Origin of the sequence: Brevundimonas sp. (assembly GCF_035999125.1) — a bacterium.
Lineage (GTDB): Bacteria > Pseudomonadota > Alphaproteobacteria > Caulobacterales > Caulobacteraceae > Brevundimonas.
Map to the genome: position 1 here is coordinate 88953 of NZ_DASYGX010000016.1, position 26657 is coordinate 115609.

31 protein-coding genes are annotated in these 26657 nt (G+C 70.5%); 12 read left to right on the top strand and 19 right to left on the bottom strand.

Going from position 1 to position 26657, the window contains the following annotated elements:
* Positions 1-9 precede the first annotated feature (9 nt).
* The 6 genes from bla to fliF are packed head-to-tail and all read right to left on the bottom strand — an operon-like array spanning position 10 to position 5980.
* Positions 10-900 carry a class A beta-lactamase gene (gene bla, locus VGN45_RS13525; protein WP_327463353.1) on the bottom strand — a complete coding sequence of 297 codons (891 nt, stop codon included), beginning with the start codon at positions 898-900 and terminating at the stop codon, positions 10-12.
* 14 nt (positions 901-914) lie between these two features.
* On the bottom strand, positions 915-2294 hold the full coding sequence (locus VGN45_RS13530; protein ID WP_327463355.1) for a sigma-54 dependent transcriptional regulator: 1380 nt from the start codon (positions 2292-2294) through the stop codon (positions 915-917).
* 36 nt (positions 2295-2330) lie between these two features.
* A complete protein-coding gene (gene fliN / locus VGN45_RS13535; RefSeq protein ID WP_327463357.1) occupies positions 2331-2660 on the bottom strand; it encodes a flagellar motor switch protein FliN in 330 nt (109 codons plus the stop codon).
* 2 nt (positions 2661-2662) lie between these two features.
* Entirely contained in the window at positions 2663-3304 is a 642-nt protein-coding gene (locus VGN45_RS13540; protein ID WP_327463359.1) for a flagellar assembly protein FlbE, read from the bottom strand.
* A 1-nt stretch (position 3305) separates the two neighbouring features.
* Positions 3306-4340 (bottom strand): flagellar motor switch protein FliG, encoded by a 1035-nt coding sequence (fliG, locus tag VGN45_RS13545; RefSeq protein ID WP_327463361.1) that lies wholly within the window; start codon positions 4338-4340, stop codon positions 3306-3308.
* Positions 4340-5980: a flagellar basal-body MS-ring/collar protein FliF gene (gene fliF, locus VGN45_RS13550; protein WP_327463363.1), complete on the bottom strand. Its 1641-nt coding sequence runs from the start codon at positions 5978-5980 to the stop codon at positions 4340-4342. Before fliF ends, fliG begins: the two co-directional genes overlap by 1 nt.
* 168 nt (positions 5981-6148) lie before the next feature.
* Here fliF and VGN45_RS13555 point away from each other — a divergent pair, with 168 nt between their 5' ends.
* Positions 6149-6550, top strand: coding sequence for an endonuclease domain-containing protein (locus VGN45_RS13555; RefSeq protein WP_327463365.1), 402 nt, complete (start codon positions 6149-6151; stop codon positions 6548-6550).
* A gap of 4 nt (positions 6551-6554) precedes the next feature.
* Here VGN45_RS13555 and VGN45_RS13560 read toward each other — a convergent pair whose 3' ends face one another.
* The 3 genes from VGN45_RS13560 to VGN45_RS13570 form a co-directional block, all read right to left on the bottom strand.
* Positions 6555-7634, bottom strand: coding sequence for a Glu/Leu/Phe/Val dehydrogenase (locus VGN45_RS13560; protein ID WP_327463367.1), 1080 nt, complete (start codon positions 7632-7634; stop codon positions 6555-6557).
* Positions 7635-7719: 85 nt separating this feature from the next.
* Entirely contained in the window at positions 7720-8715 is a 996-nt protein-coding gene (locus VGN45_RS13565) for an alpha/beta fold hydrolase (RefSeq protein WP_327463369.1), read from the bottom strand.
* Complete coding sequence (locus VGN45_RS13570; RefSeq protein ID WP_327463371.1) at positions 8712-8966, bottom strand: DUF3253 domain-containing protein; 255 nt, start codon at positions 8964-8966, stop codon at positions 8712-8714. Before VGN45_RS13570 ends, VGN45_RS13565 begins: the two co-directional genes overlap by 4 nt.
* Positions 8967-9176: 210 nt before the next feature.
* On the opposite strand from VGN45_RS13570, the gene VGN45_RS13575 reads away from it, so the two are divergent.
* Positions 9177-9608, top strand: coding sequence for a PaaI family thioesterase (locus VGN45_RS13575; RefSeq protein ID WP_327463373.1), 432 nt, complete (start codon positions 9177-9179; stop codon positions 9606-9608).
* 103 nt (positions 9609-9711) lie between these two features.
* Positions 9712-10170 (top strand): hypothetical protein, encoded by a 459-nt coding sequence (locus VGN45_RS13580; RefSeq protein ID WP_327463375.1) that lies wholly within the window; start codon positions 9712-9714, stop codon positions 10168-10170.
* 8 nt (positions 10171-10178) lie between these two features.
* Here the strand turns inward: VGN45_RS13580 and VGN45_RS13585 are convergent, their stop codons facing one another.
* Positions 10179-10796, bottom strand: coding sequence for a glutathione S-transferase (locus VGN45_RS13585; protein ID WP_327463377.1), 618 nt, complete (start codon positions 10794-10796; stop codon positions 10179-10181).
* Positions 10793-12067 (bottom strand): NupC/NupG family nucleoside CNT transporter, encoded by a 1275-nt coding sequence (locus VGN45_RS13590; RefSeq protein ID WP_327463379.1) that lies wholly within the window; start codon positions 12065-12067, stop codon positions 10793-10795. The genes VGN45_RS13585 and VGN45_RS13590 overlap by 4 nt, the downstream gene beginning before the upstream one ends.
* A gap of 141 nt (positions 12068-12208) precedes the next feature.
* On the opposite strand from VGN45_RS13590, the gene VGN45_RS13595 reads away from it, so the two are divergent.
* Positions 12209-14470, top strand: coding sequence for a pre-peptidase C-terminal domain-containing protein (locus VGN45_RS13595; protein WP_327463381.1), 2262 nt, complete (start codon positions 12209-12211; stop codon positions 14468-14470).
* 6 nt (positions 14471-14476) lie between these two features.
* On the opposite strand, the gene VGN45_RS13600 is transcribed toward VGN45_RS13595, so the two are convergent.
* The 4 genes from VGN45_RS13600 to VGN45_RS13615 are packed head-to-tail and all read right to left on the bottom strand — an operon-like array spanning position 14477 to position 16795.
* Entirely contained in the window at positions 14477-14905 is a 429-nt protein-coding gene (locus tag VGN45_RS13600) for a DoxX family protein (protein WP_327463383.1), read from the bottom strand.
* Positions 14902-15615: a DNA-binding domain-containing protein gene (locus tag VGN45_RS13605; protein ID WP_327463385.1), complete on the bottom strand. Its 714-nt coding sequence runs from the start codon at positions 15613-15615 to the stop codon at positions 14902-14904. The genes VGN45_RS13600 and VGN45_RS13605 overlap by 4 nt, the downstream gene beginning before the upstream one ends.
* Positions 15612-16469, bottom strand: coding sequence for a DUF692 domain-containing protein (locus tag VGN45_RS13610; protein WP_327463387.1), 858 nt, complete (start codon positions 16467-16469; stop codon positions 15612-15614). The genes VGN45_RS13605 and VGN45_RS13610 overlap by 4 nt, the downstream gene beginning before the upstream one ends.
* A gap of 35 nt (positions 16470-16504) precedes the next feature.
* A complete protein-coding gene (locus VGN45_RS13615; protein WP_327463390.1) occupies positions 16505-16795 on the bottom strand; it encodes a DUF2282 domain-containing protein in 291 nt (96 codons plus the stop codon).
* A gap of 192 nt (positions 16796-16987) precedes the next feature.
* On the opposite strand from VGN45_RS13615, the gene VGN45_RS13620 reads away from it, so the two are divergent.
* The 3 genes from VGN45_RS13620 (at position 16988) to VGN45_RS13630 (ending at position 19116) form a co-directional block, all read left to right on the top strand.
* Positions 16988-17491: a sigma-70 family RNA polymerase sigma factor gene (locus tag VGN45_RS13620; RefSeq protein WP_327463714.1), complete on the top strand. Its 504-nt coding sequence runs from the start codon at positions 16988-16990 to the stop codon at positions 17489-17491.
* Positions 17488-18120, top strand: coding sequence for a DUF1109 domain-containing protein (locus VGN45_RS13625; RefSeq protein WP_327463392.1), 633 nt, complete (start codon positions 17488-17490; stop codon positions 18118-18120). Before VGN45_RS13620 ends, VGN45_RS13625 begins: the two co-directional genes overlap by 4 nt.
* A 117-nt stretch (positions 18121-18237) precedes the next feature.
* Positions 18238-19116, top strand: a complete 879-nt coding sequence (locus VGN45_RS13630; RefSeq protein ID WP_327463394.1) for a DUF4349 domain-containing protein — start codon at positions 18238-18240, stop codon at positions 19114-19116.
* A gap of 91 nt (positions 19117-19207) precedes the next feature.
* Here the strand turns inward: VGN45_RS13630 and VGN45_RS13635 are convergent, their stop codons facing one another.
* Positions 19208-20086 (bottom strand): branched-chain amino acid aminotransferase, encoded by an 879-nt coding sequence (locus VGN45_RS13635; protein ID WP_327463396.1) that lies wholly within the window; start codon positions 20084-20086, stop codon positions 19208-19210.
* A gap of 73 nt (positions 20087-20159) precedes the next feature.
* On the opposite strand from VGN45_RS13635, the gene VGN45_RS13640 reads away from it, so the two are divergent.
* The 3 genes from VGN45_RS13640 to VGN45_RS13650 all read left to right on the top strand — a co-directional run bounded on the left by VGN45_RS13640 (position 20160) and on the right by VGN45_RS13650 (position 22785).
* The gene (locus tag VGN45_RS13640; RefSeq protein WP_327463398.1) at positions 20160-20894 is read left to right on the top strand and encodes a response regulator transcription factor; all 735 of its coding nucleotides are present in this window, start codon (positions 20160-20162) and stop codon (positions 20892-20894) included.
* Position 20895: 1 nt separating this feature from the next.
* Complete coding sequence (locus tag VGN45_RS13645) at positions 20896-22239, top strand: ATP-binding protein (protein ID WP_327463400.1); 1344 nt, start codon at positions 20896-20898, stop codon at positions 22237-22239.
* Positions 22240-22302: 63 nt separating this feature from the next.
* Positions 22303-22785: a hypothetical protein gene (locus VGN45_RS13650; protein ID WP_327463402.1), complete on the top strand. Its 483-nt coding sequence runs from the start codon at positions 22303-22305 to the stop codon at positions 22783-22785.
* On the opposite strand, the gene VGN45_RS13655 is transcribed toward VGN45_RS13650, so the two are convergent.
* The 3 genes from VGN45_RS13655 to VGN45_RS13665 all read right to left on the bottom strand — a co-directional run bounded on the left by VGN45_RS13655 (position 22768) and on the right by VGN45_RS13665 (position 24439).
* Positions 22768-23565: a pyrroline-5-carboxylate reductase family protein gene (locus tag VGN45_RS13655; RefSeq protein ID WP_327463404.1), complete on the bottom strand. Its 798-nt coding sequence runs from the start codon at positions 23563-23565 to the stop codon at positions 22768-22770. The genes VGN45_RS13650 and VGN45_RS13655 overlap by 18 nt on opposite strands.
* A complete protein-coding gene (locus VGN45_RS13660) occupies positions 23565-24068 on the bottom strand; it encodes a YbjN domain-containing protein (RefSeq protein WP_327463406.1) in 504 nt (167 codons plus the stop codon). The genes VGN45_RS13655 and VGN45_RS13660 overlap by 1 nt, the downstream gene beginning before the upstream one ends.
* 80 nt (positions 24069-24148) lie before the next feature.
* The gene (locus VGN45_RS13665; protein ID WP_327463408.1) at positions 24149-24439 is read right to left on the bottom strand and encodes an accessory factor UbiK family protein; all 291 of its coding nucleotides are present in this window, start codon (positions 24437-24439) and stop codon (positions 24149-24151) included.
* Between the two features lie 181 nt (positions 24440-24620).
* Between VGN45_RS13665 and lgt the strand changes: the two genes are divergently transcribed.
* Both lgt and VGN45_RS13675 read left to right on the top strand, forming a co-directional pair.
* Positions 24621-25493, top strand: coding sequence for a prolipoprotein diacylglyceryl transferase (gene lgt, locus VGN45_RS13670; protein ID WP_327463409.1), 873 nt, complete (start codon positions 24621-24623; stop codon positions 25491-25493).
* A complete protein-coding gene (locus VGN45_RS13675; protein WP_327463410.1) occupies positions 25490-26569 on the top strand; it encodes a class I SAM-dependent methyltransferase in 1080 nt (359 codons plus the stop codon). Before lgt ends, VGN45_RS13675 begins: the two co-directional genes overlap by 4 nt.
* Positions 26570-26657: the final 88 nt, after the last annotated feature.

Below are 26657 nucleotides of genomic sequence, written 5' to 3' on the forward strand. Positions count from 1 at the left end.
GGGCGTCGGTCATGTCCGACCCAGTTCGGCCAGGGCCAGACGCGTCGCCTCGGCGATCACCGCCTCGTTCCGCTCAGGCGCCGCTTCGCGCGCGCCGTGGTGATAGGCGGCGACGATGACCGGCGCGCCGGACGGCGGATACAGCACGCCGATGTCGTTGGTTGGACCATACCCGCCGGTCCCGGTCTTGTGCGCCACCGTCCATCCAGCGGGGACGCCCGCCTTGATGCGCGCGGGTCCCGTCGGCGTGTCGATCATCCAGCGCAGCAGCGTGTCCTTGTGCGGCGCGGTCAGCGGCGTGTCCGCGTCGATCAGCAGGCGCTTCAGGTTCGCCGCCGAACTCAGCGGCCTGATCGTGTCCTTGTCGCCGTCCAGTCGGTTCATCTCGGGCTCGAAGCGATCGACCGTGGTGTCCGCGTCGCCCATCCTCCGGTAGAAGGCGCGCATCGGCTCCAGCCCGCCCATCGCCTTCAGCAGCAGGTTGGCGGCCGGGTTGTCGCTGACCTCCACCGTGCCCTTCATCAAGGCCTCGACGCTCAGCGCGCCGCCGATGGCGGGCTCGGTGATCGGCGCATGATTGACCATGTCCGCTCGCGTGACCGGGATCATCCGGTCCAGCCGCTCCTCGCCCTCCTGCACCCGCAGGAAGGTCGCGGCGGCCAGGAACATCTTGAAGGTGGAGCAATAGACGAAACGCTCTTCGCCCCGCCACGCCAGCATCCGGCCGGAACCCAGATCATGGGCGACGAAGCCCAGCCGCCCGCCGTCCCGCGCCTCCAGCGCCGACAGGTCGAACATTTCGGGCAGCGACGGAGCGGGCTCGGACGAGATTTGGGGCGCACGACCGCAGGCGGTCAGGCCCAGAGCCGACAGGCCGGTCAGGACGCTTCTGCGGTCCATGGCGCGGGGTCCTTTCAGGCCGCGTAGCCGGCGGCGACGCCGGACTGGGGCGCCGGGATCGCCGTGCCCTCGTCGGCGTATTCGTTCAGCTTGTTGCGCAGGGTCCGGATCGAGATGCCCAGGATGTTGGCCGCATGGGTGCGGTTGCCCAGGCAATGGGTCAGGGTGTCGAGAATCAGCGCCTTCTCCATCTGCGCCACCGTCTGGCCGACCTGAGCGCGCGACACCGCGTCGGCGGTCTGGGCCGCGCGACCGGCCGGACCCGCGTCATAGGTCGCGCCTCCGGTCAGCGGCTGCCCGTCCGGCAGGCGGATGGCGTCGACGTCGATCTCCACGCCGGTCGCCAGCAGCACCGCGCGGTGCATGGCGTTCTCCAGCTCGCGCACGTTGCCGGTCCAGCGATGGCCGGAGATGGCGCGTCGCGCGGCCTCCGACACCGGCCGCGCCGGCACGCCGTTGGCGGCGGCGTACTTCTTCACGAAATGATCGGCCAGGGCGACCACGTCCGCCGGGCGCTCACGCAGCGCCGGCAGCTTCAGGTTCACGACGTTCAGCCTATACAGCAGGTCTTCGCGGAAGGTCCCTTCCGCCACCGACTTGGCCAGGTCGCGGTTCGACGTGGCGATGATGCGGATGTTGACCGGCACCGGCTTGCCGCCGCCGACGCGGTCGATGACCCGCTCCTGGATCGCGCGCAGCAGCTTGGCCTGCAGCCGCACGTCCATCTCCGAGATTTCGTCCAGCAGCAGCGTGCCGCCGTCGGCCTCCTCGAACTTGCCGATCCGCCGCGCCACCGCGCCGGTGAAGGCGCCCTTCTCGTGCCCGAACAGCTCGGATTCCAGCAGATTGTCCGGGATCGCCGCACAGTTGACGCTGATGAAGGGCCGCTCGGCGCGCTTGGACTTCTGGTGCAGATAGCGCGCCATCACCTCCTTGCCGACGCCGCTCTCGCCTGTGATCAGGATGCTGGCCTCGGACCGCGCCACCTGGTCGGCCAGCTGGATCACGGCCTTCATCGCCGGGTCGGCCGAGATCATCGGCCGCTCGTCGTCCGCCACCGCCGACAGCACCGCCGCGATCAGGTCCGCCTCGGGCGGCAGGGGGATGAACTCCTTGGCCCCGGCCCGGATCGCCGCCGCCGCCTCGCTGGGGCCGGCGTCGACGCCGCAGGCCACCACCGGCACATGGATGCGCTCGGCCTCGTTGGCCGCGATCAGGGCGGCGATGTCGATGCGCCAGTCGACCATCAGCAGGTCGGCGCCCTGCCCCCGGCGCAGCTGCTCCGTCGCCTGGTCGCCGCGCTCGACGTGCTGGACCTTGGCCCCGTGGGCCATGGCCATCTTCACCGCCGTGGCGAGCTGTCCGCTCAGTCTGCCGACCACCAAAAGCCGCATGGGTCGTCCTCCCTAAATCCTACGTGCGGTCGCCGGTCAGGCGCCCGCGTCCTCGGTCTTGATGATTTCCGTCATGGTCACGCCCAGCCGGTCCTCGACGACGACGACCTCCCCGCGCGCGACCAGCCGGTTGTTGACGAAGATGTCGATCGCCTCGCCGACCTTTCGGTCCAGCTCCAGCACCGACCCGGCCCCCAGCTTCAGCAGCTGCGCCACCGACATGTGCGACTTGCCCAGCACGGCGGCGATGTTGACCGGCACGTCGAACACCGGCGCCAGGTCGGCGGCGGACTTGTCGGCCGCATCGTCGGCGGTCACCAGCGCCGTGCCGTCGGGAAACTCTTCGAGGGGCAGGTCGGCGGCCATGGTCAGGCTCCCAGATCAAGCGGTTCGGCGTGCCCGGCCTCGGCGGCCAGGGCGGAATTCAGGGCGTCGGCCAGCCGCGCGGCGGCGGCGTCCAGATCGAACTCCGCGCGCCCGTCGGCCCAGGTCAGTTCGAAGGCGGCGGGGGCCATCGACGGGTCGTCGCGGAAGGCCACGCCCCCGGCATGCCCGGCTTGCGCGCAGGCGTCCTGGATCAGGCCTCGCGCCGCCTCGTCCAGCCCGCCCGCGCGGATCGTCAGCCGGCCCTGCGCCTCGATCTCGCGCCCCAGCGCTTCCAGAGCGGCGGCCACCGCGCCGGCCGGGAACCGCGCCAAGGCCGCCGACGCCAGCGCACGACCGCAGGCCAGGGCCAACTCGGCGGATTCCTCCCGATGCCGGCGCGCCACCTCCGACAGCGCGGGCAGACCCCGCGCCACGGCGTCGGCGACGACCGCCAGAGCGGCGGCCCTCTGCCCCTCCGCTTCCGCCAGCGCCTGCGCCCGCGCCTCGGCCGCGGCCTGGGCGACCAGAGCCTCGACCTCGGCCGGCAGATAGGCCCGGCGCGCCGGGCGCCAGTCCGACGCGCGGACGACCCGGCCGTCCTCGGCGAACTCCTGATCGAAAATGAAAGGGCGTGCGGCGCTCATGTCAGTAGATCAACTCGTCGTCGCCGCCCTGGCCGACCAGCATGATCTCGCCCTTGGCGGCCAGGTCCTTGGCGACCTGCACCATCGTCATCTGCGCCTGATCGACGTCCTTCAGACGCACCGGCCCCATGCTCTCCATGTCCTCGCGCATGATCTTGGCGGCGCGTTCCGACATGTTGGAGAAGAACAGCTCGCGCAGGCTCTCCGACGCTCCCTTCAGGGCCAGACCCAGCTGATCCTTCTCGACCGCGCGCAACAGCGTCTGGATGCCGCCGGGGTCCAGCTTGGCCAGATCCTCGAACACGAACATCAGGGCGCGGATGCGCTCGGCGCTCTCGCGGTTGCGCTCTTCCAGGGCGCCGATGAAGCGCGCCTCGGTCTGGCGGTCGAAGCTGTTGAAGATGTCGGCCATCATCTCGTGGCTGTCGCGCTTCGAGGTGCGCGCCAGGTTCGACATGAACTCGGTGCGCAGCGTCTGCTCGATCTTGTCCAGGATTTCGCGCTGCACCGGCTCCATGCGCAGCATCCGCTGCACGCACTCCAGGGCGAAGTCTTCCGGCAGCGACGTCAGCACCCGCGCCGCATGGTCCGGCTTGATCTTGGACAGCACCACCGCGACCGTCTGGGGGTATTCGTTCTTGAGGTAGTTCGCCAGAACCGCCTCGTTCACGTTGCCCAGCTTGTCCCACATGGTCCGGCCGGCGGGCCCGCGGATCTCCTCCATCATCGCGTCGACGCGATCCGGCGGCATGAAGGCGGTCAGCAGTTTCTGCGTCTGCTCGAAACTGCCCATGACCGTGCCGGAGCCGCTCATCCCCGACACGAACTCCAGCAGCAGCTCCTCGACCACGCTGGACGTCACCGTGCCCAGCGTCGCCATGGCCTGGGAGATCTCCTTGATCTCGTCCTCGTCCAGCCCCTGCCACAGGCGCACGTGCTCTTCGCCCAGCGACAGCAGGATCACCGCGGCCTTCTCCGGCCCCGTCAGCTTGCGGGCGTCCTCGACCGCCGCCTTCTTGGTCAGCAGCCTGGCCATCAGCCCTCATGCACCCAGCTGCGGAGGATCGAGGTCGATTCCTCCGGGTGCTTCTCGACGAAGTCGGCGACCTTGCGCACCGACGACGCCTTCACCTGTCCCTCGATGCGGGCGATGTCGAGCCGCTGCTCCATCTCGGTCGGCCCGGTCAGCTGGCCGGCGATTCCGCCGCCGCCGCCGACCGTGACCGTCTGCAACTGCGTCACGCCGGGGCCTGCGGGCAGGACCGCCCCCCCGCCCGCAGCCTGCGCCGCGCCGCCGCTGGTCGCCGCCTTCAGCAGCGGACGCAGCACGAAGAAGATCAGCAGCACGCCCGTGATCAGCAGGATCAGCAGTTCGACCCCGCGCATGACGTCGTTCTTGCCGAAGTCGAACATGCCGCCGCCGGCCTCGGTCCCGCCGTCCGGCAGGGCGGCCCGGTCGAACCGGACGTTGGTCACCTCCAGCTTGTCGCCGCGCGTCTCGTCGATGCCGACCGCGGCGCCCACCAGGGCCTTGATCTGGGCGATCTCCTCCGGCGTGCGCGGGGCATAGGTCGCCTCCGCGCCGTCGGCGCCGGGCGTCCACTTGCCGTCGACCGCCACGGCGACCGCCAGACGACGCACCTCGCCCGGCTCCTTCACCGTGGTCGTGGTGGTGTTCGAGATCTCGTAGTTGATGGTCTCGGAGGTGTCCTGCTGGCTGGACCCGACCTGCGCCGTCTCCGGCCCCTCGCCGCCGGGGATGTTCTCCGTCGCCGTCGCCCCGCCCAGCGACTGGGCGCTGGTGTCCTGGGCCGTCGAGCCGTTCGTGGCCGTCGAGCGCACCACCTGACCGTCCGGGTCGTAGCGCAGCTCCTGCGTCGTCTGGCGGCTGTGGTCGATCTCGGCGGTGACCTGCACCCGCGCCGCGCCGGGGCCCACCACGCCCTCGACGATGTCCATGATCCGCGCCTGCAGCTGGCGTTCGGTGCCGGCCTTGGCCTGCTCCGCCCCGGCGCCGAAGCCGTCGTCCTCGCCGCCCGCCGCCAGGGTGCGGTTCATGTCGTCCACGACCGTGACGCGGTTCGGCTTCAGGTTCGGCACGGCCGAGGCGACCAGGTTGCGGATCGCCCGCACGTTCTCGGCCGTCATCTCGCGCCCGCCCAGACCGACCACGACCGAGGCCGTCGGCTCCGCCGCGTCCGCCTGGAACAGCGCCCGCTCCGGCAGGGCGATGCGCACCCGCGCCATCGACACCCCGCGCAGGGACATGATGTCCCGCGCCAGCTCGCCTTCCAGCGCGCGTTTGGCGTTCAGGTTCTGCTGGAACTCCGTCTGGCCCAGCACCGACTGCTCGTCGAAGATTTCATAGCCGACCGACCCTTGGGTCACGAGCCCCTTGCCGGCCAGCAGCATCCGCGCGGTGCCGACCTCGTCGCGGCTGACGAAGATGGTCGAGCCGTCGCCTTTGGCCGAATGTTTGATGCCCGCCGCGTCCAGCGCCGTCGTGATCTCCGACGCCTCGCGCAGGTCCAGGTTGGAATACAGCAGCGCGTCCGGCGCCTGGCCGATGCGCATCATGACGGCGACCAGCACCGCCGCGACGCCCGCCGCCACGCCCAGCACGGCCGCCAGGCGACCGATCCCGAATCTCTGCACCGCCGCCGTGAAGCCGCCCACGCGCACCCGCCCTGAACCACCGGCGGGACATCCGAACGCGCCCGCTAGGCAGAAACTGCCGGGAGCGTGGTAAATGCGGCGTTAAGGGGAAGGAGATCGACACGCCGTTCTCCCTCCCCTCATGGGGAGGGACGTCGACGCGAAGCGACGACAGGGTGGGGCTAAGTCATGGCGAACGCCGCCGCGAACGCACGTTCCCGCGAAATGCGGAAAGCCCTCACGCCGCCCGAGGCGCGTCTTTGGGCCAGCCTGAAGACGCTCCGGAGCAACGGCTTCCACTTCCGCCGTCAGGCCCCGTTCCGGGGCTATTTCCTCGACTTCGTCTGCCATTCGCGTCGTCTGGTCGTCGAAGTCGACGGAGCCCATCACGATCTCACCGCCGCCCACGACATGACGCGGGATGCAGTTCTAAGGCGCGAGGGCTACGTCGTGCTCCGATTTCCCGCAACCGCGATCCGGGATCACCTGCCGGACGTCATGGACGGGATCGACCATGCGCTGAACTCGGCTCAGCCCCACCCTCGCTCCGCTGCGCGGAGCGGTCCCTCCCCAGAAGGGGAGGGAAAATGAGGGATTACGCCGCCAGCTTCAGCTCCGCCGCCTTCTGGATCCGCGCCTCGGCGATCGCGTCGGCGATCTCGTGGGTCGGGCGGTTCTCCGACGCGGAGCGGTCCAGAACCTCTTCCAGCGTCTCCATCAGGCGGCTCAGCTTGCCCTCGACCCAGGCCGGGTCATAGGCGCCGCCCGTCTGGCGGGCCTTCAGCTCGGACGCCACGTTGATGATGCCGCCGCCGTTGGCGACGTAGTCCGGCGCGTACAGCACGCCGCGATCGAACAGGATGCGCCCGATCTCCGGCGTCGCCAGCTGGTTGTTGGCGGCGCCCACCACCGCCTTGACCGTCAGCCGGTCCAGCGTCTGCGGGTTCAGCGTCGCGCCCAGCGCGCACGGCGCATAGATGTCGGCCTTGGCGTCATAGATGGCGTCGGGCGCCACGATCTCCGCGCCGGTCCTCGCCGCGACCTCTTCCAGCAGCGGCACGTTCACGTCCGTGACGATCAGCTTGGCGCCCGCGGCGTGCAGCTTGTCGGCCAAGTAGCCGCCGACGTGTCCGATGCCCTGCACCGCGATCGTCAGCCCGGTCAGGTCGTCCTGGTTCCACAGACGGCGCGCGACCAGCAGTGTCGAACGGAACACGCCCTCGGCGGTCACCGGGCTGGGGTCGCCCGAGCCTTCCTTGCCGCCCGACAGGCCGACCACGTACTCGGTCTGCGTCCGCGCCTGGGCGATGTCCTCGACCGACACGCCGACGTCCTCGGCCGCGTAATAGGCGCCGCCCAGTTGATCGACCGCGCGGCCGAAGGCGCGGAACAGCTCCGGCGTCTTCTGGGTCTTGGAGTCGCCGATGATCACCGACTTGCCGCCGCCCATCTCCAGATCGGCGACCGCATTCTTGTAGCTCATGCCCTTGGACAGACGCAGCACGTCCTCCAGCGCCTCGGCGGCGGAGGCGTAATTCCACATCCGCGTGCCGCCCACGGCCGCGCCTCGCGCGGTGGAGTGCACCGCAACAATCGCCTTGAGGCCGGTCTTTTCGTCGGAGAAGGCGTGAACGCCTTCGTGGTTCGCGAACGACGGGGAATCAAACAGCGTCATGCCCTGTTCGAGCCTTTCCTGGGTATTTTTGTTGCGGGGCCCATACGCGGGTCTTGGGTTCGGAACAAGGCGCCTTTCCCTCACGTCACCGCGAGGTCAGGCGGGGTAGAACGGGCGGCGCGCCCGACGGCAACGGCGCCGAAGGATCGCGGGCGAAGTCCAGGACGTCGGCGAAGACGGCGACGGCGAACAGGTCGCGGTTCAGCAGGTGCCGGCCGTCCTCGTACCATCCGGTGCGCAGGTTCGGCGCCTCGCCCGCGCGCTCCAGTGCGCGCCGCATCGCCCGCTTGGGCACCAGATCGTCGTGCGCGCCGTACAGCAGCAGCGTCGGCACGCGCGTCCGCCCCAGATCGCGAGACGCGATCTCCATCAGATCGACCAGACCGTGCACCACGTCGAACCGCGTGGCCGTGATGAAGGCCGGGTCGCGCCCGCTGCGGATCAGCTCGATCCAGTTGTCCGAGGCCAGCACGTCCCGCGTCGCCCACTCCGGCGGCTCCACGGCATACGCCCCCGCCACCCGCGCCGTGACCCACAGCGAGGCCCGGTTCAGCAGGTTTTGGCTGGACCAGCCCCACACCGCCGGCCCCAGCAGCACCAGCCCGTCGGCCTGGGGCGGACCGTCCGAGGCGAAGGCGGCGATGCCCACCGCGCCGCCCATGCTCTCGCCCACCACCACGACCGGCAGTCCGGGATGACGCGCGCGCACCAGATCGACGACGTCGCGCAGGTCGTCCTGCATCAGGTCGCCCGGCCAGACGCCCCGCCCCGGCGACCGCCCGAACCCCCGCTGGTCATAAGCATAGGTCACCGCGCCCCGCTCGGCCCACCAAGGCCCCGCCAGACGCCACGCCGCGGAACTGTCGTTGACCCCGTGCAGCGCCACGATCGCCACGTCCGGCGCCCGCTCCAGCGGCGCCCAGCGCCGCATGGCCAGCCGCGCGCCGTCGCGCACCACGAAGGCGTCCGCCTCGATGCTCGGCCCCGCGAACCCTGCCGGTGGCGTCAGAGGCGCCTGCACCCGCGGCGACGCGCAGGCCGTCAGCGCCAGAGCGGCGAACAGGGCCGCCGCCGCCCTCACTTCGGCGGGCTTTCCGGCAACATCAGGCGGATCACGCCCTTGAACGCCTCGGGGTTCACCGGCTTGCCCTTCTTGGTGATGACCAATCGCCCCTGGCGCGCCAGTCCGGTCGCCACGGCGCGGACCTTGCCCATTTCCCGCTGCCAGCGGTCGGGGGCGATGATCTTTGCCACTTCGGACGGACAGATGCTCTTGCCGGGGTCGCGCTTGGCCAGAAGGTCGAAGATCTCGGTTTCGATCGGATCGCTCATCGCGCCTCTATCCCGCATCGGCGCGAAAGAAAAAAGCACGGCGGCGCCTGCGCCCACCCGCAGGCGTCCTATATTGTGCTCGACGACGAGGCCGCGTCCGACGGATGTGCACTATGTGCACTCTGTTTTTTCGGAGTGCACATTCTCCGAAATCGACTCGATCGACTCGCTTTTTTTCCGCCACTCCCCGGCGCAGCAGAAGGGGCCTTGATGGTCGCCAAGATCACCGTCACCGAAGGCGAGTTCGCCGGCTGGCGGACCTATGACCTGCACGGCACCTTCGATCAGGTGGTCGGCCCCTTCTATTTCCGGCCCGATCCCGACGGCCGCATGCGCTGCGCCTTCCGCGCCGAGCCCAAGCACATGAACGCCGGCGACCGCATGCACGGCGGCTGCCTGATGACCTTCGCCGACATCGCCCTGTTCCAGACCGCCTATCAGGAGATGGAGGGGGCCTCGGGCGTGACCGTGTCGCTCGACTCCACCTTCGTCGACGGCGCCTACGTCGGCGAGCTGATCGAGGCGACCGGCGAGGTGGTCAAGGCGGGCAAGAGCCTGATCTTCGCCCGCGGCCAGATCACCACCGGCGACCGCGTGCTGATGACCTACTCCGGCGTGATCCGGAAGTTCGAGAAGCGCTGAGCGATTTTCTTCCGGTCGGCGTCGAATCCGGCGTGGGCCGCGCGTCTTCCGTTCAAGACGCGCGGAATGGGTCCGGCGCGCTCGAACCGAAAGGGCTTCGGCCATGACCGTTTCCACCCTGCCTGCCGCCCCCTCCCGCTCCGCCGTGCCCCTGTGGGCGCGCGGTCTCGCCGCCTTCGGCGTGCTGTGGAGCCTGTACGGCGTGTTCCAGTTCGCCGGCTCGTCGCTGGCCTCCGAGGCGACCCTGATGGGCCGCGGCATGACCGAGGCCCAGGCCCAGCTCTACGCCGGCCTCCCGGTCTGGATGACGATCGTCTTCGCCGTCGGCGTGTTCGGCGGCGTGGTCGGCTCGGCGCTGCTGTTCTTCGGCCGGCGTTGGTCCCTGCCGGTCCTGGCCGCGTCTCTGGCCGGCTATGTGGCGCTCTATGCCGGCGACGTCGCCTACGGCGTCTTCGCGGCCTTCGGCGCCTCCCAGGTGGCGGTGCTGACCTTCGTCGTCGTCGTGGCCGCGGCCCTGTTCGGCGCCGCCTGGCGCCTGCACCGAACCGGCGCCCTGCGCTGAGTGGGACGTCAGAAGCCCGCCTGGGCCGCCGGCCGGGCGCGACAGGCCTCCAGCCAGCGCGCCAGGTTCTCCAGCTCGGCCGGCGGCCGGTATTTGATCAGCCTGGCGAAATCCAGGCCGACCACCGCCACCACGTCGGCGATGGTGAACCGGTCTTCGGCGATCCATTCGTGGTCGGCCAGGCGGCGGTCCAACGTCTTCATGAACTTCTCGGCGCCGACCCGGCTCCACTCCGCCACGTGGGGCTGGGGAGCCTCAAGCGCGGCCAGCGCCGGGTGGCTGAAGCGCACGTTCAGCATCATCGGATTGGCCAGATACATCTCGCACCGGCGCGTCCACATCTCGATCACCGCCTGCTCCCGCGCGTCGCGCCCGAACAGGTTCGGCTCGGGATGCAGGGCCTCCAGATAGCGGCAGATGGCCACCGATTCCGAAATCGTCGTGCCGTCGTCCAGCTCCAGCGCGGGCACATGCGGCACGCCCACCTTGGCGCGGTACTCCGGCGTCCGGTGCTGCCCCGACAGCAGATCGACCTCCACGATCTCCACGTCGGTCAGGCCCTTCTCGGCCATGACCCAGCGGACCCGGCGCGGATTGGGCGCGCGTTGGGAGGTGAACAGCTTCATGATCCGAAAACTCCCATCGGCATCGCGCCCACCACCGACGCCGTCATCACCGTGGCCATGAAGCCGCCGAACAGCGCCTTCCACACCATGCCCAAGACCTCTTGCCGCCGCTCGGGGATCAGCACCGACAGGCCGGTCACCGTGATCCCCACCGAGCCGATGTTGGCGAAGCCGCACAGGGCGTAGGTCATCAGCATCCGCGTCCGTTCGCTCATCTCGCCCTCGGGCACGGCGCCCAGCTGGATGAAGGCCACGAACTCCGTCAGCGTCAGCTTGACCCCCAACAGCCGCCCGGCGATCCCGGCCTCCGACCACTCGACCCCGGTCAGCCAGGCGATCGGCATGAACAGCCAGCCCAGCACCCGCTCCACCGTCACCGGCCCGTCGAACAGCCAGAAGCCGCCCAGCATCACGTTCACCAGAGCCACCAGCGCCACGAAGACGATCAGCACCGCCGAGATGTTCAGCACCACCATCAGGCCGTCCGCGGTGCCCTTCACCAGGGCGTCTATGCCGCTGTCGTACTTCAGGGTGGAGCGATAGTCCGCCACCTCCCCGCCCTCACCCGGCGTCTCCGGGATCAGGATCCGGGCCAGCAGCACGCCCGCCGGCGCCGACACGATCGAGGCCACCAGCACATGGCCCGCCGCATTGGGCAGCACCGGCGACAGGATCGCGGCATAGGCCACCATGGTGGATCCTGCGACCGTCGCCAGGCCGACCACCATCATCAGGAAGATCTCGGACCGGGTCAGCTTGTCCAGATAGGCGCGGATCACGATCGGGCTCTCGATCATGCCCAGAAAGATGTTGGCCGCCACCGCCAGCGCCGACGCCCCGCCCAGGCCCATCGTCCGCTGGAACAAGAGGCCGAAGCCGTAGGTGATCCACTTCAGGATCTTCCAGTGCCACAGCAGCGCCGACAGCGCCGAGATCACCAGGATCAGCGGCAGCACCTGGAAGGCGAAGGTGAACAGCGCCGGCTCGTTCGTGACGCCATAAGGCTGGTCGCCGCCGGCCAGATAGCCGAAGACGAACTTGGCCCCCTCGTTGGTCGCCCGCGCCAGGCCGTCCACCGCGCCGGTGATGGCCGCCAGCACGCCCTGCGAGCCGGGGATGGCGAACAGGGCCAACACCAGCCCCGCCTGCACCGCCACGGCGCCGAGCGCCAACCGCCACGGAAACCGCTTGCGGTTCTCCGACAGCAGCCAGCAGACGGCGATCACGAACACGATGCCTGTCAAGGCCTGGGCGTTCAGCGTGGAGAACATGCGGCGCGGCCCCTCCCGAAAGGCGACATGGCCTTAGAGCGCCGCGCCCGGCCCCTTGGCAAGGGGCGTCAGATTCAGTCGGCTTTTCATCCGCCGTCGCACTGGAGTAGCGTCGTTACGCACAGCTTGGGGGAGCCGTCGATGAGCACCGTCCGCACCATCTTCCTGACCATCGCCGCGGCCCTGGCCGCGCTCGCGCTGGCCGGCGGCGAAGCCCGGGCCCAGCAACGCCTGTCGGTCGGCGGGGAGGCGGCGGGCAGCCTGCGAAACGGCGACCAGCAGCTGGATTCCGGAGAATACGTCGACGTCTGGACCTTCCAGGGTCGTGCGGGCCAGCAGGTCACCATCAACATGAGCTCGACCCAGATCGACGCCTATCTGATGCTGCGCGGGCCCGGCGGCCTGTCCGAATGGAACGACGACCGCGCCACGGGCGAGGCCAACGCCCGCATCACCGTGCGCCTGCCCGCCGACGGGCTCTATCGCATCAGCGCCACCAGCTATGAGCCCGGCGAGAGCGGCGAGTATCTGATCAGCCTGGTGGAAGGCGCCGGTCCCGCATCGGGCCGCGAAGGCGGCGGCGACATCCAGCTGGGCCAGACCGGCGCGGGCCGCCTGGCGCTCGGCGACGACCGCCTGGACGCGGGCGAGTTCGTCGATCGCTGGACCTTCCGGGGACAGCCGGGACAGACCTACGAGGTGCGCCTGAACTCCGGGGCCTTCGACTCCTATCTGCTGGTGCGCGGCACGGACCTGGAAGCCGACAACGACGACGAGCCCGGTCGCGGCTCGGTCGACAGCCGGCTGGAGTTCGTCATGCCGGCCGACGGCGAGGTGCGCATCTACGCCACCAGCTATCAGGCCGACGAGACCGGCGAGTACGCCCTGACTCTCTCCCGGCCCGGCGAGGACGTGGGCCCCGCGCCCGTCCTGACCGCCTCGGCCTCCATCGCGCCCGGCGACTCCCTGTCCGGCAGCCTGGGTGACGGCGACGCCACCCTGCGCTCCGGCGAATACATGAGGGCCTACACCCTGGCCGGCCGCGCGGGCGATCGTCTGGACGTCCGTATGCGCTCCAGCGGTTTCGACCCCTACGTCTTCCTGACCGGTCCGGGAGAGTTCTCCGCCGCCAACGACGACGACGAAAGCGGCGAGGACGGCACCAACAGCCGCCTGATCGTCACCCTGCCCGCCGACGGAGAATACCAGCTGGTCGCCACCAGCTTCGAACCCGGCGAAACCGGCGACTTCATCCTGGCGGTCGACCGCGCGGGCGAAGAGGCCGCGCCCACCGGCGCCTCGACCACCCTCGCCGCCTTCGAGGACGGCGTGGTGCGACAGGGAAGCCTGTCGCTCGGCGACGACACTCTGGACGACGGCCAGTTCGTCGACATGTACCAGTTCACCGGCCGTCGCGGCACGCGCATCGCCCTGACCGCCGAGAGCGCGGCGTTCGACACCAACCTTTTCCTGCTCGGCCCCGGCGACGTCTCCGAAAACAACGACGACGGCCCGGACGGCACGAACAGCCGCATCGATTTCGTCCTGCCCCAGGACGGAACCTACGACGTCGCCGTCTCCTCGTATGACGGCGGTGAGACCGGCCCCTATCGCTTGACCGCCGGACTCAGTCTGGGCACGCCGCGCCAGGCCGGCGTACCGGGCGGCCCGCGCATCTTCGCCGTCATGGTCGGCATCTCGGACTATCAGGGCTATTCGTCCAACCTGCCCTACACCGACGAGGACGCGATCAAGCTGGCCGAGGATCTGCGCCGCGACGGCCTGCTGAACCCCGCCAGCGTCGTGCTGACCGACGCCGACGCCACGGTCGCGGGGGTCAAGGCCGCCTTCGCCCAGGTCGCGGCCCAGGCGGGGCCGGAGGACATCTTCCTGTTCTTCTATTCGGGCCACGGGGCCCAGAACCGCGGCGTCGTCAGCCCGTTCGAGCCCGACGGCATGACCGAGACCATCGTCATGGTCGACGGCCAGATCAGCGACGCGGAGATGGGCGAGATGTTCGCCTCGGTGGACGCCCGGCTGGCCATGATCGTGATGGACAGCTGCTTCTCCGGCGGCTTCGCCCGCAACGTCGTGACCCGCCCCGGGATCATGGGCATGTTCTCGTCGGAGGAAGACCTGACCAGCCAGGTCGCCGGCAAATTCCAGGCGGGCGGCTACCTGTCCCACTTCCTGCGCACCGGCCTGGGCGGAGAGGCGAACGCCGACGGCGACGACATGATCACCGCCGGCGAACTGACCCAGTACCTGCGCCGCCGCTATGCCGTCGACGTCGCGGACGTCCGCACCCAGACCATCGACGGTCAGCGCAGCTACCAGAACCTGGTGGTCGAGCGCGGTGGTGTCCAGGTCGACGACGTCGTGGTGCGCGTGGCGCGGGGGTGACGGCGCTCAGTCCAGCCTGAGCGCGCGGTCCAGGCTCCAGGCGCCCGGCCCCCGCGCGATCAGATAAATCAGCGGCCCGGCCCACAGCAGGTGGGTCGGCCAGCCCAGGGGCACGACGAAGATCTGGATGACGATCGTCATCCCCAGCAGCGCCACGGCCGAAAGCCGCGTCGCCAACCCCAGGATGATCAGGATCGGGAACAGGTGCTCGGCGTAGGTGGCCAGATAGGCGGCCGGCTCGGGCGCCAGGAACGGCAGGCGATAGTCTTCCTGAAACAGGAAGAAGGTGGTGTCCGTCAGCGTCAGCGCCCCCTCCACCTTGGTCCGGCCGGACAGCAGGAAGGGCGCGGCGATCCCGAGGCGCAGCAGCAGGGCGATCGCGGCTTCGGGCACGGCCCGGGTCAAGTACTCGTGCAGGGTGCGGATGGCGGTCACGGGATCTCCGTCGGATCAGGGATGAACAGACCGGCCTCGACGAGGCCGGACACCAGGGCGGAAGCGTCGACGCCGCGCGCGACGGCCGCGCTCATCGCCACCGCCAGCGGCCGGCCGCGGCCGCAGTCGACCAGAAGGGCGTGCTCGTCGGGCGTCAGGGCGCGATGCCGGACCACGTCGTCCGGCCGCCAGATCGCAAGTCCTTCGGTCCGACGGTCCCAGACCAGGTCGCCAGCCCCCTCTTCCCGATGGCCCCGCCACAAAGAGGGGGCCGTCCAGTCGAACAGAAAGACCCGCAGACTGGGGTGCGGCCTCAGCGGCCGGACCATGGCGGTCGCCCCGGTCCGGGCCAGATCGGCGACCGTCAAAACCAGCGCGTCGGGCGCCAGATGCGCCTCGGTCCACGCCCGGTCCAGCCGCGCCACGGGCCCCAGCCACGGCCAGTCGGTCAGGGGCGGGAACCGCGCCAGCCAGTCCGGAAAGTCGGCGCCGTAGAGCGTCAGCACCGGATCGGTCGGAGGATGGGCGCGCACATGCTCGACCGCCGTCGCCTCGAACGCCTCTTCGCCCAGCATGGCCACGATGGTCGGATAGTTGTCGGCGAGGGCCCGGACCGCGCCCAGGATCACGCCGTTGGCGTAGACCGCCATCGGTCCGGCCGCAGGGCTCTTGAGCAGGTCGGCCACGAAATCCGTATGAAAGTCTGTCACGCCGCAATCTCCAGCGCCGCGCCGCGCAGACCCGCTTCGGCCACGTGCCGCTCGGCCATCAGGTCATCGAAGGCGGGCACCTCGCCGTCCCGTTCCAGCAGCGTGGGGCGCGGGCCGATGCGGGCCGTCAGCCGCGCGTGCAAAGCCCAGACCGCCGCGTCGACCGGCGCGTCGTGGGAATCGATCAGCAGCGCCTCGCCCAGATGCGGATCAGGCCGGTGCCCGGCCACATGGACCTCGCCCACCAGATCCCCGGGCACGCGGTCGATCCAGGCGTCGGCGTCCCCGCCCATGTTGCGGGCCGAGACGAAGACGTTGTTCACATCGACCAGCAGGCCGCAGCCGCTTCGGCGCGCCAGCTCGGCCAGAAACTCGACCTCGTCCCAGTCGTGGTCGAGCGCGAGGTAAGCGCTCGGGTTCTCGATCAGCAGCCGCCGCCCCAGCGCCTCCTGCGCCTCGACGACGTGGTCGACCATCAGCGTCAGGACCGCGTCGATCCGCGGCACGGGCAGCAGGTCGGGCATGTAGATCCCGTCGGCCCGCGACCAGGCGAGGTGTTCGGAGACGACGAAGGGCTCGTATCGGTCGATCAGGGCACGGAACCGCGCCAGATGCTCCCGATCCGGCCGCTCCGGCCCGGCCAGCGACAGGCCGACGCCATGCAGCGACAGCGGCGCCTCGGCGCGGATCGCCTCCAGCCATTTCAGGCGCGGCCCTCCCGGGACCATGTAGTTCTCGGGGTGGACCTCGAACCACAGGCCGGGATCCCGACCGGCCGCCGCATGGGCCAAGGCGTCCGCATAGTGTTGCGGCTTCAACCCGACGCCGGCGGAGGGGGAACTCGCTTGCGGCATGGATGCGGCGGTCGGTCGGGGCGTCATCGCCGGGTTCAGCGGCCAGCGATGACGGTCAGCGAGCCGTTCCCACGCGGGGTCTGGATCTGGGTGCAGGTGCCCTTGGTCACGTACTTCCAGGCGTTGCCCTGCCAGTCGCGGGTCGAGGTGCCGGCGCACGAGGTGCCGGGGCCGGCGGCGCAGTCGTTCTGGCCGGCGCGCGACACGCCGTAGCAGCGCTCCTTGTCGGCGTTGGGGCGGTCCTGGGCGACCGGTTGGGCCACGGCGGCGCCGGCGGCGATGCCGGCCAGCGAAAGGCCGGCGGCGGTGAGGGCGAGGGTCTTCATGGGACGTCTCCTTCGAGGGGCTGCCCGCTCGTCGGCGGGTCGAGGAGAAGTTCGGCGGAGCGGTTCCTGCGGTTACGGCGCCCGACCAAAAATAAACCCGTCGCCCTGGCCCCATCCGCCTGTAACGTCGCCCCGGGACGCGGCGTAGTCGGGGTCGGCGTGATCGAACGGGAAGCCCATCTCAGAAGCTTGATGATCGGCGGCCTGAGCGGCGACGCCGCGGCTTGGCGCGCCCTGCTGTCGGAACTTCGCGCGCCGCTGGGCGCCTTCTTCCGCCGACGGATGGGCGACCGGGTCGACGTCGAGGACCTGATCCAGGAGACTTTGATCGCCGTGCACGCCAAGCGCGCCACCTATGACCCCACCCTGCCCTTCACTGCCTGGGTGCACGCCGTCGCGCGCCACAAGATGATCGACGGCCTTCGGCGCGAGGCGCGTCGTCCGATCGCCCCTCTGGAGGCGGCGGGGGATCCGGCGGGCGAGCACACGGTCGAGGACGGGGCCATGCGCCGCGACCTGTCGCGCGTGCTGTCGCTTCTGCCCATGCGCCAGCGGCGGTTGATCGAGGACGTGCGCGTCCACGGCCTCAGCATGGCCGAGGCGGCAGAGCGTCACGGCATGACCGAGGGGGCGGCCAAGGTGAGCGTCCATCGGGGGCTGAAAGCCCTGATGGAGAGAGTGAGCATGCGTCCATGAAGACCGACGACCTGATCGAGGCCCTGGCCTTGGGACTGGAGCCCGCCCGCCCGGCGCGGCCGGGCCTGCCGTGGCTGCTGCTGGCTGCCGCGGCCTCGGCCGCCCTCGTCCTGGCCGTGCTGGGGGTACGGAGCGATCTGGCCGAAGCCATTCAGGGCCCGACCTTCTGGCTCAAGGCGGCCTACACCGTCGCCCTGGCCGGCGCGGCGCTATGGTGGGTGGACCGGCTTGGCCGACCGGGAGCTTCCGCCCGTCGCCCCGCCCTGGCCGTCGCGGGCGTCGTCGGCGTCGCGGCCGCCGCCGGTGCGATCGAACTGCTGCGCCTGCCGCCAGAGCTTCGGCTGGACGACCTGCTGGGCTGGAGCTGGCGCGAATGCAGCCGCAACATCGTCATGGCCGCCACGGCGGCCGCGCCGCTGGTCTGGCTGTCGGCCCGGCGTTTGGCGCCCACCCGGCCGACCCTGTCGGGCGCCGCCATGGGCGCGCTGACCGGAGCCTTGGCGGCCACCGTCTACGGCCTGCATTGCCCCGAGGCCACCGCCGCCTTCGTCGCCGTCTGGTATACGCTCGGCGTCGCCGCCGTGGCCGCCCTGGGAGCCGCGGTCGGCCGCTTCGCCCTGCGGTGGTGAGCGCCTTCAAACCGCGCGCAAACGGCCCCGCTTCCGCTTTCCCGTCGCCCTGAATCCGGCCCGATCCGGGCGCGCCATCACGAAACCGTGATCGGCACGGGACAGGGAGAGACGACGATGCACAAGGGACTTTTGCTCGCCGCGGCGGGCGTTCTGGTGCTGGCCGGATGCCAGCAGGCCGCAGAAGATCAAGCTTTCGAGATGGCGGCCGAGGCCGTGCCCACGGCCCCTACGGAGCCGGCGGCCCAGACTTCGCCCTCCGCCGAGCAGGCCGACGTCCGTACGCCGCAAGATGTGGCCCCCGCCCCGGTCGCCCGCATCGCCTACGGCTTCGTCTATGCTCTGTCCGTGCCGCGCGACCGCGGCGCCGAACTGATGAGCCGGCACGAGCTGACCTGCGCCGCCGCGGGTCCGGGCTTCTGCCAAGTGATCTCGGCCCAAGCCGACTGGGTGGGGCGCCGACCCGGCGGGCGGCTGGAGCTGCGGGGCCAGCCGGACTGGATCAACCGCTTCCGCGCGGGCCTGGCCGCCGACGCGCGCGACGCCGGCGGCCGGCTGGAGACCGCCGTCACCGAAGGCGAAGACCTCACGACCCGGATCGACGCGGCGGATCAAGGGGTCCGCACCGAGGCCGACCTCGCCGCCCGGATTCGCGACCTGCAGGCCCGCCGCGGCGGCACGCTGGAACAGCGGCTGGCCATCGAGAAGGAACTTGCCGATCTGAGGCGTCGTCAGGATGCGCTGGCCCTCGAAGCGCGCCAGCTGGACACCAGGGTGCGGACCGCCACCCTGACGATCGACTACCGCCAGGGCGGCGCCCTGGCCGCCGACAGCCCGACCCGGCCGGTGCTCCAGGCGCTTCAGGACGCCTTCGGCCTGTCCATGGGCATGCTGGCCTTCCTGATCACGGCCGGATCGATCCTGCTGCCGGTCGCGGCCATCGCCGGCGTCACCTGGTGGGCGGTGCGGGGACGCAGGCGGGTGAAGGCGGCGTGACGGCAGAGGCGGCGGGCGTCAGGAGCGCGGACCTCCAGGTCCGCGTGTCCGCACCAAGACGCGGACCTGGAGGTCCGCGCTCCAAAGATTGTCACCCCTCCCGCCGCACCAGCCGTGAATAGTCCTCCATCAGCCCCAGGCTGATCGTGCCCGGCGTGAAGCGGTACTCGCCGATCTCGCTGACCGGCGTCACCTCGGCCGCCGTGCCGGTCAGCCAGCATTCGGTGAAGCCCGACAGCTCTTCCGGCCGGATGTGGCGGACCACGACCTCGATGCCCTTGGCCTCGGCCAGGGCGATCACCGTCTGGCGTGTGATGCCGTCCAGGATGGCGTCGACAGGCGGGGTGTGGATCACGCCGTCCTGCACGAAGAAGACGTTGGCCCCGGTCGCCTCGGCCACATAACCGCGCCAGTCCAGCATCATGGCGTCGGCGAAGCCGCGCTTCTCCGCCGCCGTCTTCGACAGGGTGCAGATCATGTAAAGGCCCGCCGCCTTGGCCGCCGACGGCGCCGTGGCCGGATCGGGGCGGCGCCACTTGGCCCACTCCAGCCGGATGCCCTTGGCCTTGGTCTCGGCGTCGAAATAGCTGGGCCAGTCCCACACGGCGATGGCGACGTGGATCTTCGTGGCGCCGGCGGTCACGCTGACCTGCTCGGGCCCGCGATAGGCGACGGGGCGGACGTAGCAGTCCGACAACCCCATCTTCTCGCAGGTTTCCTTGCAGGCTTGATCGATCTCGGCCACGCTGTACGGAAGGTCGAAATCCAGCAGGTTCGCCGAGCGGGCCAGGCGCTGGGAATGCTCGGTCAGCTTGAAGATTTCGCCTGCGTACATACGCTCACCCTCGAACACGGACGAACCGTAGTGCAGGGCATGGGTCAGAACGTGCGTCTTTGCGTCCCGCCAGGACACGAAATCGCCGTCCATCCAGATCCAGCCGTCACGATCGTCGAAAGGAACGAAGGCCATTGAACGTCGTCTCCAGAATGCAGATGCGGGTTAGAGCGGCCGACCGGGCCCGCGTCAACGTCGGAGCGGGGCGGTGAGCCTGACCGAGCGCCTGCACGGCCGCTCGGGCCCGGTCGCCGGGCCGGGCGTGGGCCGTCACCTGCTCGTCGTCGACGACGACGACAGGATCCGCGAATTGCTCAAGGAGTTTCTGGCGCGCGAGGGCTATCGCGTCACCGGCGCGGCCCATGCCGCGGCCGCCCGCCGCCTGGTCGAGCTGATCGAGTTCGATCTCATCGTGCTGGACGTCATGATGCCCGGCGAAAGCGGCTTCGACCTGACCACCTGGATCCGCGCCCAGGCCGCGACCTCGGCCACGCCCGTGCTGCTGCTGACCGCTCGCGGCGACCCCGGCGACCGGATCGAAGGCCTGTCCCGCGGCGCCGACGACTACATGTCCAAGCCGTTCGAACCGCGCGAGTTGGCCCTGCGGATCGACGCCATCCTGCGTCGCACGGGCGGCAAGCCCCTGACCCCACGCGAGATCAAGCTGGGCGACGCGGTCTTCGACATGGAGCGGCTGGAGCTGCTGCGCGACGGCAAGCCCCAGCGCCTGACTGAGGCCGAGGCCCAGCTGCTCAAGACCCTGGCCATCCACGCCCACGCTCCGGTCGAGCGCATGAGCCTGTCGCCCGACACGGCCGACGTCACCGGCCGCGCCGTCGACGTGCAGGTGACCCGCCTGCGCCGCAAGCTGGAGGCGGACCCCAAGAACCCGCGCTATCTGCAGACCGTGCGCGGCGTCGGCTACATGCTGGCGCCGGACTGAGATGAAGATCCCCTCCCCGCCCGTCCTGAAGCGGCTGCTCAAGCGGCGGCTGCCCAAGACGCTGTGGGGCCGATCTCTGCTGATCATCGTCGTGCCGGTGATGATCATGCAGGGCGCCGTCACCTGGGCCTTCTTCGACGCCCACTGGCAGACCGTGAACGCGCGCCTGTCCGAGGGACTGGCCGGCGACGTGGCCTGGGCGGCTGAGGCCTATGGCCGCGATCCCACGCCGGAGGGGCTGGCCGCGGTCGCCGCGCGGGCCGAGCGGTTCATGTCCCTGTCGGTCGCCTTCCAGCCCGACCGCGACCTGCCCGCCGAGGCGCGGCGTGGCCCGATCGGCGTCGTGGACCGCGCGCTGGAGTCCGCGCTGGCGGCCAAGCTGGACGACCCCTTCTGGTTCGACACCACCCGCTACCCCGCGTACGTCGACATCCAGGTGCGGCAGCCGGGCGGCGTCCTGCGCATCATCGCGCCGCGGGAACGGGCGGTGGCGACCCAGGCGCACATCTTCGTCTTCTGGCTGCTGGGAGCGACGGCGCTGCTGCTGGGCGTGGCGGTTCTGTTCATCCGCAACCAGGTGCGCGCCATCGAGCGGCTGGCCGACGCGGCGGAGGCCTTCGGTCGGGGCGAGAGCGACGGGCGGTTCAAGCCCCACGGCGCGCGTGAGGTCCGCGCCGCAGCCCAGGCCTTCCTGGCCATGCGCGAACGGATCCAGCGTCACATCGAGCAGCGCACCGCCCTGCTCGCCTCGGTCAGCCACGATCTGCGCACGCCCTTGACTCGGCTGCGGCTGGAACTGGCGCTGGCCCCCGCCTTCAAGCGGTCCGACGCCATGCGCGCCGATTTGGACGAGATGGAGCACATGATCGACGAGTATCTGGCCTTCGCGCGGGGCGAGGCGGGGGAGACGGCGCAGGCGCTGTCGGTGTCCGACCTGCTGGCGCGCGTCGCCGAGGACGCGAGCCGGTCGGGCGCCGGCGTCGAGGTCGACGCCCCTTCGGACCTGTCGATCACAGTGCGCCCGCTGGCCTTCCGACGCGCCCTGGCGAACCTCGCCGACAACGCCGCCGCGCACGGCGAGACCGTGCGCCTGTCTGCCCGTCCTCTGGCCTCCGGCTTCGTCGAGATCGCGGTGGAGGACGACGGTCCCGGCATCCCGCCGGAGATGCATGAGGAAGCGTTCCGCCCTTTCTCCCGCCTAGATCCCTCCCGCAACCAGAACCGCAAGGGCGTGGGGCTGGGTCTGGCCATCGCCCGCGACGTGGCGCGCGGGCACGGCGGCGACATCACCCTGGACCGCAGCGATCTGGGGGGCCTGAAGGCGACCCTGCGGCTCCCCGGTTGACGCTTCTTCGCGATTTCCCATTTCGGGCGCATAGTCGTCCGGCAACAGCTTCAGGAGGTCGCCGTGCTTAAGTTCACCTTCCTCGCGTCCCTCACCGCCGCCGCCGCTCTGGCCGGCGCCGCCCAGGCCCAGACCGTCAACGTCCAGATCGGCGGCGAACTGCGCCGCGACGCCCTCGAACTGGGCGAGCGCGACGTGCAGAAACAGGCTGATCGTCTTGGGGAGGTCGTCCACCGCGCCTTGGTCCGTCAGGGCGGGTTCGAAGGCGCGACCGTGAACCTGGAACTGCTGGACGTGCGCCCCAACAGGCCCACCTTCCAGCAACTCGTCGACCGACCGGGTCTGGACGCGCACCGCAGCGTCTCGATCGGCGGGGCCGAGATCCGGGGCGAGATCGTCATGGCCGACGGCTCGGTCCGCCCCATTGGACGCTGGGACTGGTACAGCCACTCCATCGCCGAGGTGAGGGGCTTCACCACCTGGCAGGACGCCGAGCGGGCCTACTCCCGCTTCGCCGCCGGCGTGGCCTCAGGCCGGCTTCTCTGAGCCCAGTTCGCGGGCGCGATCGACCGCCGCGTCGATCGCCGCCCGCGCCGCCCGTCTGACGGCGTCATGCGACGCGTCGAGCCCGGCCCGGGTCGTGCCGCCGGGTGAGGCCACGCGCGCGACCAAAGCCTCCAGCGTCTCGCCGCCCCCCACCCCGGCCGCGGCCGACCGCAGGGCCCCGCGCGCCAGCGCCAGCGCAGCCTCCGACGGCAACCCCCGTGCAGTCCCCGCCGCCGCCAGCGCCTGAACGAAGTCCAGGATGAAGGCGGGCGCCGATCCCGCCGTGGCGGTCGCGGCGTTCATCAGGGCCTCTTCATCCAGATCCACGACTTCCGCCACGGCTCCGAACAGTTCCCCCGACACAAACCGGGCGCGGGCATCGTCGGACCAGACTGCGGCCACTCCCTGCGCCTGCGCCACGCCCGTGGTCGGCATGACCCGCGCAACGGGTCGAGCCAGCGCGCCCCGGATCGCCTGAGCACCGACGCCCGCCATCAGCGAAATCACCACGGCGTCCTCCGCCAGCGCGCCGGTCAAAGGCGTGGTTGCGGCGCGCCAGGCCGCGGGCTTGACCGCCAGCACGATCGCACGCGCCGTGCGCAGGGCTTCGACGTCGGGATTGACCCTCGCGCCCGCGTCCCGCGCCGCGTCGGCGACCGGCTTGGACGAAGGCGTCAGTATGATCAGCTCGGCCGGCGTCACCGGCCCCGCCCGCATCCAGCCCTCGACGAGGGCCGAGCCCAGGCGGCCGCAGCCGACCAGGACGACCGGCCGGATCATCAGGCCGAGCCGACGGTCTCGAACATGCAGGCCGCGATGGCGTCGGCCGGCTTCTTCATCCCGCGGATCATGAAGTCGAAGGCGGGGAAATAGCGGTCGGCGGCTTCGACGGCCGCGTCGATCATGGTCGCCGCCTGGGCCAAGGTCGGGCGGTCGCCCATCGGCAGGGCCAGGGCCGTGCGGAACACGATCTCCCCGTCCTCGGGCCACAGTTCGAAATGGCCGATCCAGGTGCGCTGGTTGACCAGGCCGATCAGCTCGTTCGCCGCGTTGCGCCGGCTCCTGGACGCCCGCAGGTCCAGCGAGCAGCATAGTTGCAGGCAGTCGCCCTCGGGCCGCCAGGCGAACCACAGCTCATAGTCCCGCCAGTCGCCGGCCAGGGAGAAGGCCAGATCGCCCTCATCCGTCCGGTCGAACGGCAGGTTCTCCGCGTTCAGCACGTGCTCGACCACGTCCAGCGGGTCGAAGGCGACGTCGACCTCATCGGGTCTTGCGGCGTCCATTCAGGCGTTTCCGATCATCAGCGGCGACGGGCGCGACTCGCGCCCGACAGGGGGACCGTAGGCGGGGCGTCGGATTCGGCTCAACCGGCTGCGTCCTCAGGGGGAACCGCGCCTGTGGACCTTCCCGTCTCAGGCTTCTTTCGTCCGGCGGCGGACGGCGTCTTCAGCGCGGCCAGCTCGGCGCGCAGGGCGGCGATCTCGGCCTTCAGCACGTCGAACTCGTCGCGGCGGACCAGATCCAGCTCGGCCACCATGCGGTCGGTCTGGGCGCGCATGGCGGATTTGGCCTCCTCCCCTGCGGCCTGGGCCAGGCCCATGGCGCCGGTGGTCAGCTTGGCGAACTCGTCCAGCAGGGGATTGCGGGTCTGCATGTGTCGTCTCCTGCCCTCGAAGGTCCGGCGCGTCGGTTGCCATATGGTAAACGAAACCTTGCCGCACACGGGTGTTCCCAGCCGAAGATGGCGGCGGCGTGACGCCGCACGTCGATCGGCAGGCGACGCCGCCCGCTCCGCTTGCTAAAGCCCGGACGAGACACCGCAGCGGAGGCTTCCCTTGGTCTTTCCCGAGTTCGACCCGGTCCTGATCAACATCGGCCCCCTGCCGATTCGTTGGTACGCGCTGGCCTACGTCGCCGGCCTGGGCCTCGGCTGGTGGTACGCCGCGCGGCTGGCGAAGAGCGTCGCGGCCTGGACCCCGAACCGGCCGCCGCTGACCTCCGCCCAGCTGGACGATCTGGTCATGTGGGTGGCGCTGGGCGTGATCGGCGGCGGGCGCCTTGGCTTCGCCCTGTTCTACAAGCCGGAGCTGTACGCCCAGCTGTTCACGGGGCCGGACAATCTGGCCCTGTTCCGCCTTTGGGACGGCGGCATGAGCTTCCACGGCGGCCTGATCGGGGTCTGCCTGGCCATCTTCTTCCATTCTCGGGCGATCAAGGCGCCGCTGCTCAGCGTCGGCGATCTGGTGGCGCCGGCGGTGCCGATCGGCCTGTTCTTCGGCCGCATGGCGAACTTCATCAACGGCGAGCTGTGGGGCCGGCCCACCGACGTGCCGTGGGCCGTCCGCTTCTGCAACGAGCGGATCTTGCAGACCTACGGCTTCTGCCCCGCCGGGGACGTGCCGCGTCACCCCAGCCAGCTATATGAGGCGGGGCTGGAGGGGCTGCTGCTGTTCGCCGTCCTGTGGCTGGCGGTCTGGAAGTGGCGGCTGCTGTCCAAGCCCGGATACGTCACCGGCCTGTTCCTGACCGGATACGGGCTCAGCCGCGCCGTGCTGGAGACGGTGCGGGAGCCGGATTCGCATATGCCCGAGCTGCTGCGCGGCACGGTGACCATGGGCATGCTTCTGTCGATCCCGATGATCCTGATCGGCGTCTGGCTGATCTGGCGGGCGCGGTCGCGGCCGCCGGTGGTCGCCCCGGCCGAATGACCGAGACGCTGAAGGCCCGGCTGGCGCGCGAGATCTCGCTGACCGGGCCCATGCCGATCGACGCCTTCGTGACCCGCTGCCTGCACGATCCCCAGGGCGGCTATTACGCGACGCGGCCGGCCTTGGGCGCCACGGGCGACTTCATCACCGCGCCGATGGTCAGCCAGATGTTCGGCGAGTTGATCGGCCTGTGGGCGGTCGAGACCTGGCGCCGGCTGGGCGCGCCGGAGCGGTTGCGCCTCGTCGAGGTCGGGCCCGGCGACGGCGCCCTGATCGCCGACGCCCTGCGCGCCGCCCGCGTCGATCCGGCCTTCCTGGAAGCCGTCGATCTGATCCTGATCGAACCCAGCGCGCCCCTGCGGCAGGCGCAGGCCCGGATGCTGGCCGAGGCCGACGTCCACCCCCGCTGGGTCGCCGATCTGGGACGGGTCGAGACCGACGCCCCGGTGATCCTGATCGCCAACGAGGTGCTGGACTGCCTGCCCGCGCGCCAGTTCGTGCGCGACGGCGACGCCTGGCGCGAGCGGTGCGTCGCGGCGACGGAGGACGGCGAGCTGGGCTTCACCCTTTCGGCGATCGCCGGCGGCTTCCGCCGGCCGACCTTCGACGTCGCCGACGGGCAGACGGTGGAGATTTCGGCGGCGCAGGAGGGCTTCGGCCGTGCGGTGGCCGAACTGGTCGCCGCCGCGACCGGGGCCGCCCTGCTGATCGATTACGGGCGGGACCGACCCGGCCCGGGCGACACGCTGCAGGCCCTGTCGCGACACCAGAAGGTCGATCCGCTGGCCGAGCCCGGCGCCGCCGACGTGACCCAGTGGGCCGACTTTCCGACGGTGCTGGAGGCCGCGCTGCACACCGGCGCCGACGTCACCGGCTGTCTGCCGCAAGGCGAGCTCCTGCGCCGTCTGGGCATCGAGGCGCGGGCCCGATCTCTGTCGGCCGCGCGCCCGGAGGCGGCGCCCGTCGTCGCGCGTCAGCTGGCCCGCCTGACCGCGCCCGACCAGATGGGCGAACTGTTCAAGGCCTGCGCCATCTTCGCCCCGCGAAGTCTGGCCGTGCCGGGTTTCGAGACCTGAAAAACCAGTCCAGAGAGTCCATCGAGTCCATTTCCAGGGGATAACCCCTTGTTTTGCGGTCAAGGCGATTTGGATTCTCTCTTCCGAT

Coding starts and splice junctions, on each gene's coding strand:
- fliG (WP_327463361.1), bottom strand. CDS start 4,340: ATGGCCAGGCTGCTGACCAAGAAGGCGGCGGTCGAGGACGCCCGCAAG.
- VGN45_RS13610 (WP_327463387.1), bottom strand. CDS start 16,469: ATGCCGCAAGCGAGTTCCCCCTCCGCCGGCGTCGGGTTGAAGCCGCAA.
- VGN45_RS13590 (WP_327463379.1), bottom strand. CDS start 12,067: ATGTTCTCCACGCTGAACGCCCAGGCCTTGACAGGCATCGTGTTCGTG.
- VGN45_RS13655 (WP_327463404.1), bottom strand. CDS start 23,565: ATGATCCGGCCGGTCGTCCTGGTCGGCTGCGGCCGCCTGGGCTCGGCC.
- VGN45_RS13635 (WP_327463396.1), bottom strand. CDS start 20,086: ATGGCCTTCGTTCCTTTCGACGATCGTGACGGCTGGATCTGGATGGAC.
- VGN45_RS13570 (WP_327463371.1), bottom strand. CDS start 8,966: ATGAGCGATCCGATCGAAACCGAGATCTTCGACCTTCTGGCCAAGCGC.
- VGN45_RS13615 (WP_327463390.1), bottom strand. CDS start 16,795: ATGAAGACCCTCGCCCTCACCGCCGCCGGCCTTTCGCTGGCCGGCATC.
- VGN45_RS13595 (WP_327463381.1), top strand. CDS start 12,209: ATGAGCACCGTCCGCACCATCTTCCTGACCATCGCCGCGGCCCTGGCC.
- VGN45_RS13540 (WP_327463359.1), bottom strand. CDS start 3,304: ATGAGCGCCGCACGCCCTTTCATTTTCGATCAGGAGTTCGCCGAGGAC.
- VGN45_RS13575 (WP_327463373.1), top strand. CDS start 9,177: ATGGTCGCCAAGATCACCGTCACCGAAGGCGAGTTCGCCGGCTGGCGG.
- VGN45_RS13660 (WP_327463406.1), bottom strand. CDS start 24,068: ATGGACGCCGCAAGACCCGATGAGGTCGACGTCGCCTTCGACCCGCTG.
- VGN45_RS13560 (WP_327463367.1), bottom strand. CDS start 7,634: ATGACGCTGTTTGATTCCCCGTCGTTCGCGAACCACGAAGGCGTTCAC.
- VGN45_RS13630 (WP_327463394.1), top strand. CDS start 18,238: ATGCACAAGGGACTTTTGCTCGCCGCGGCGGGCGTTCTGGTGCTGGCC.
- VGN45_RS13645 (WP_327463400.1), top strand. CDS start 20,896: ATGAAGATCCCCTCCCCGCCCGTCCTGAAGCGGCTGCTCAAGCGGCGG.
- VGN45_RS13620 (WP_327463714.1), top strand. CDS start 16,988: ATGATCGGCGGCCTGAGCGGCGACGCCGCGGCTTGGCGCGCCCTGCTG.
- VGN45_RS13555 (WP_327463365.1), top strand. CDS start 6,149: ATGGCGAACGCCGCCGCGAACGCACGTTCCCGCGAAATGCGGAAAGCC.
- VGN45_RS13665 (WP_327463408.1), bottom strand. CDS start 24,439: ATGCAGACCCGCAATCCCCTGCTGGACGAGTTCGCCAAGCTGACCACC.
- VGN45_RS13580 (WP_327463375.1), top strand. CDS start 9,712: ATGACCGTTTCCACCCTGCCTGCCGCCCCCTCCCGCTCCGCCGTGCCC.
- VGN45_RS13675 (WP_327463410.1), top strand. CDS start 25,490: ATGACCGAGACGCTGAAGGCCCGGCTGGCGCGCGAGATCTCGCTGACC.
- fliN (WP_327463357.1), bottom strand. CDS start 2,660: ATGGCCGCCGACCTGCCCCTCGAAGAGTTTCCCGACGGCACGGCGCTG.
- VGN45_RS13585 (WP_327463377.1), bottom strand. CDS start 10,796: ATGAAGCTGTTCACCTCCCAACGCGCGCCCAATCCGCGCCGGGTCCGC.
- VGN45_RS13530 (WP_327463355.1), bottom strand. CDS start 2,294: ATGCGGCTTTTGGTGGTCGGCAGACTGAGCGGACAGCTCGCCACGGCG.
- bla (WP_327463353.1), bottom strand. CDS start 900: ATGGACCGCAGAAGCGTCCTGACCGGCCTGTCGGCTCTGGGCCTGACC.
- VGN45_RS13625 (WP_327463392.1), top strand. CDS start 17,488: ATGAAGACCGACGACCTGATCGAGGCCCTGGCCTTGGGACTGGAGCCC.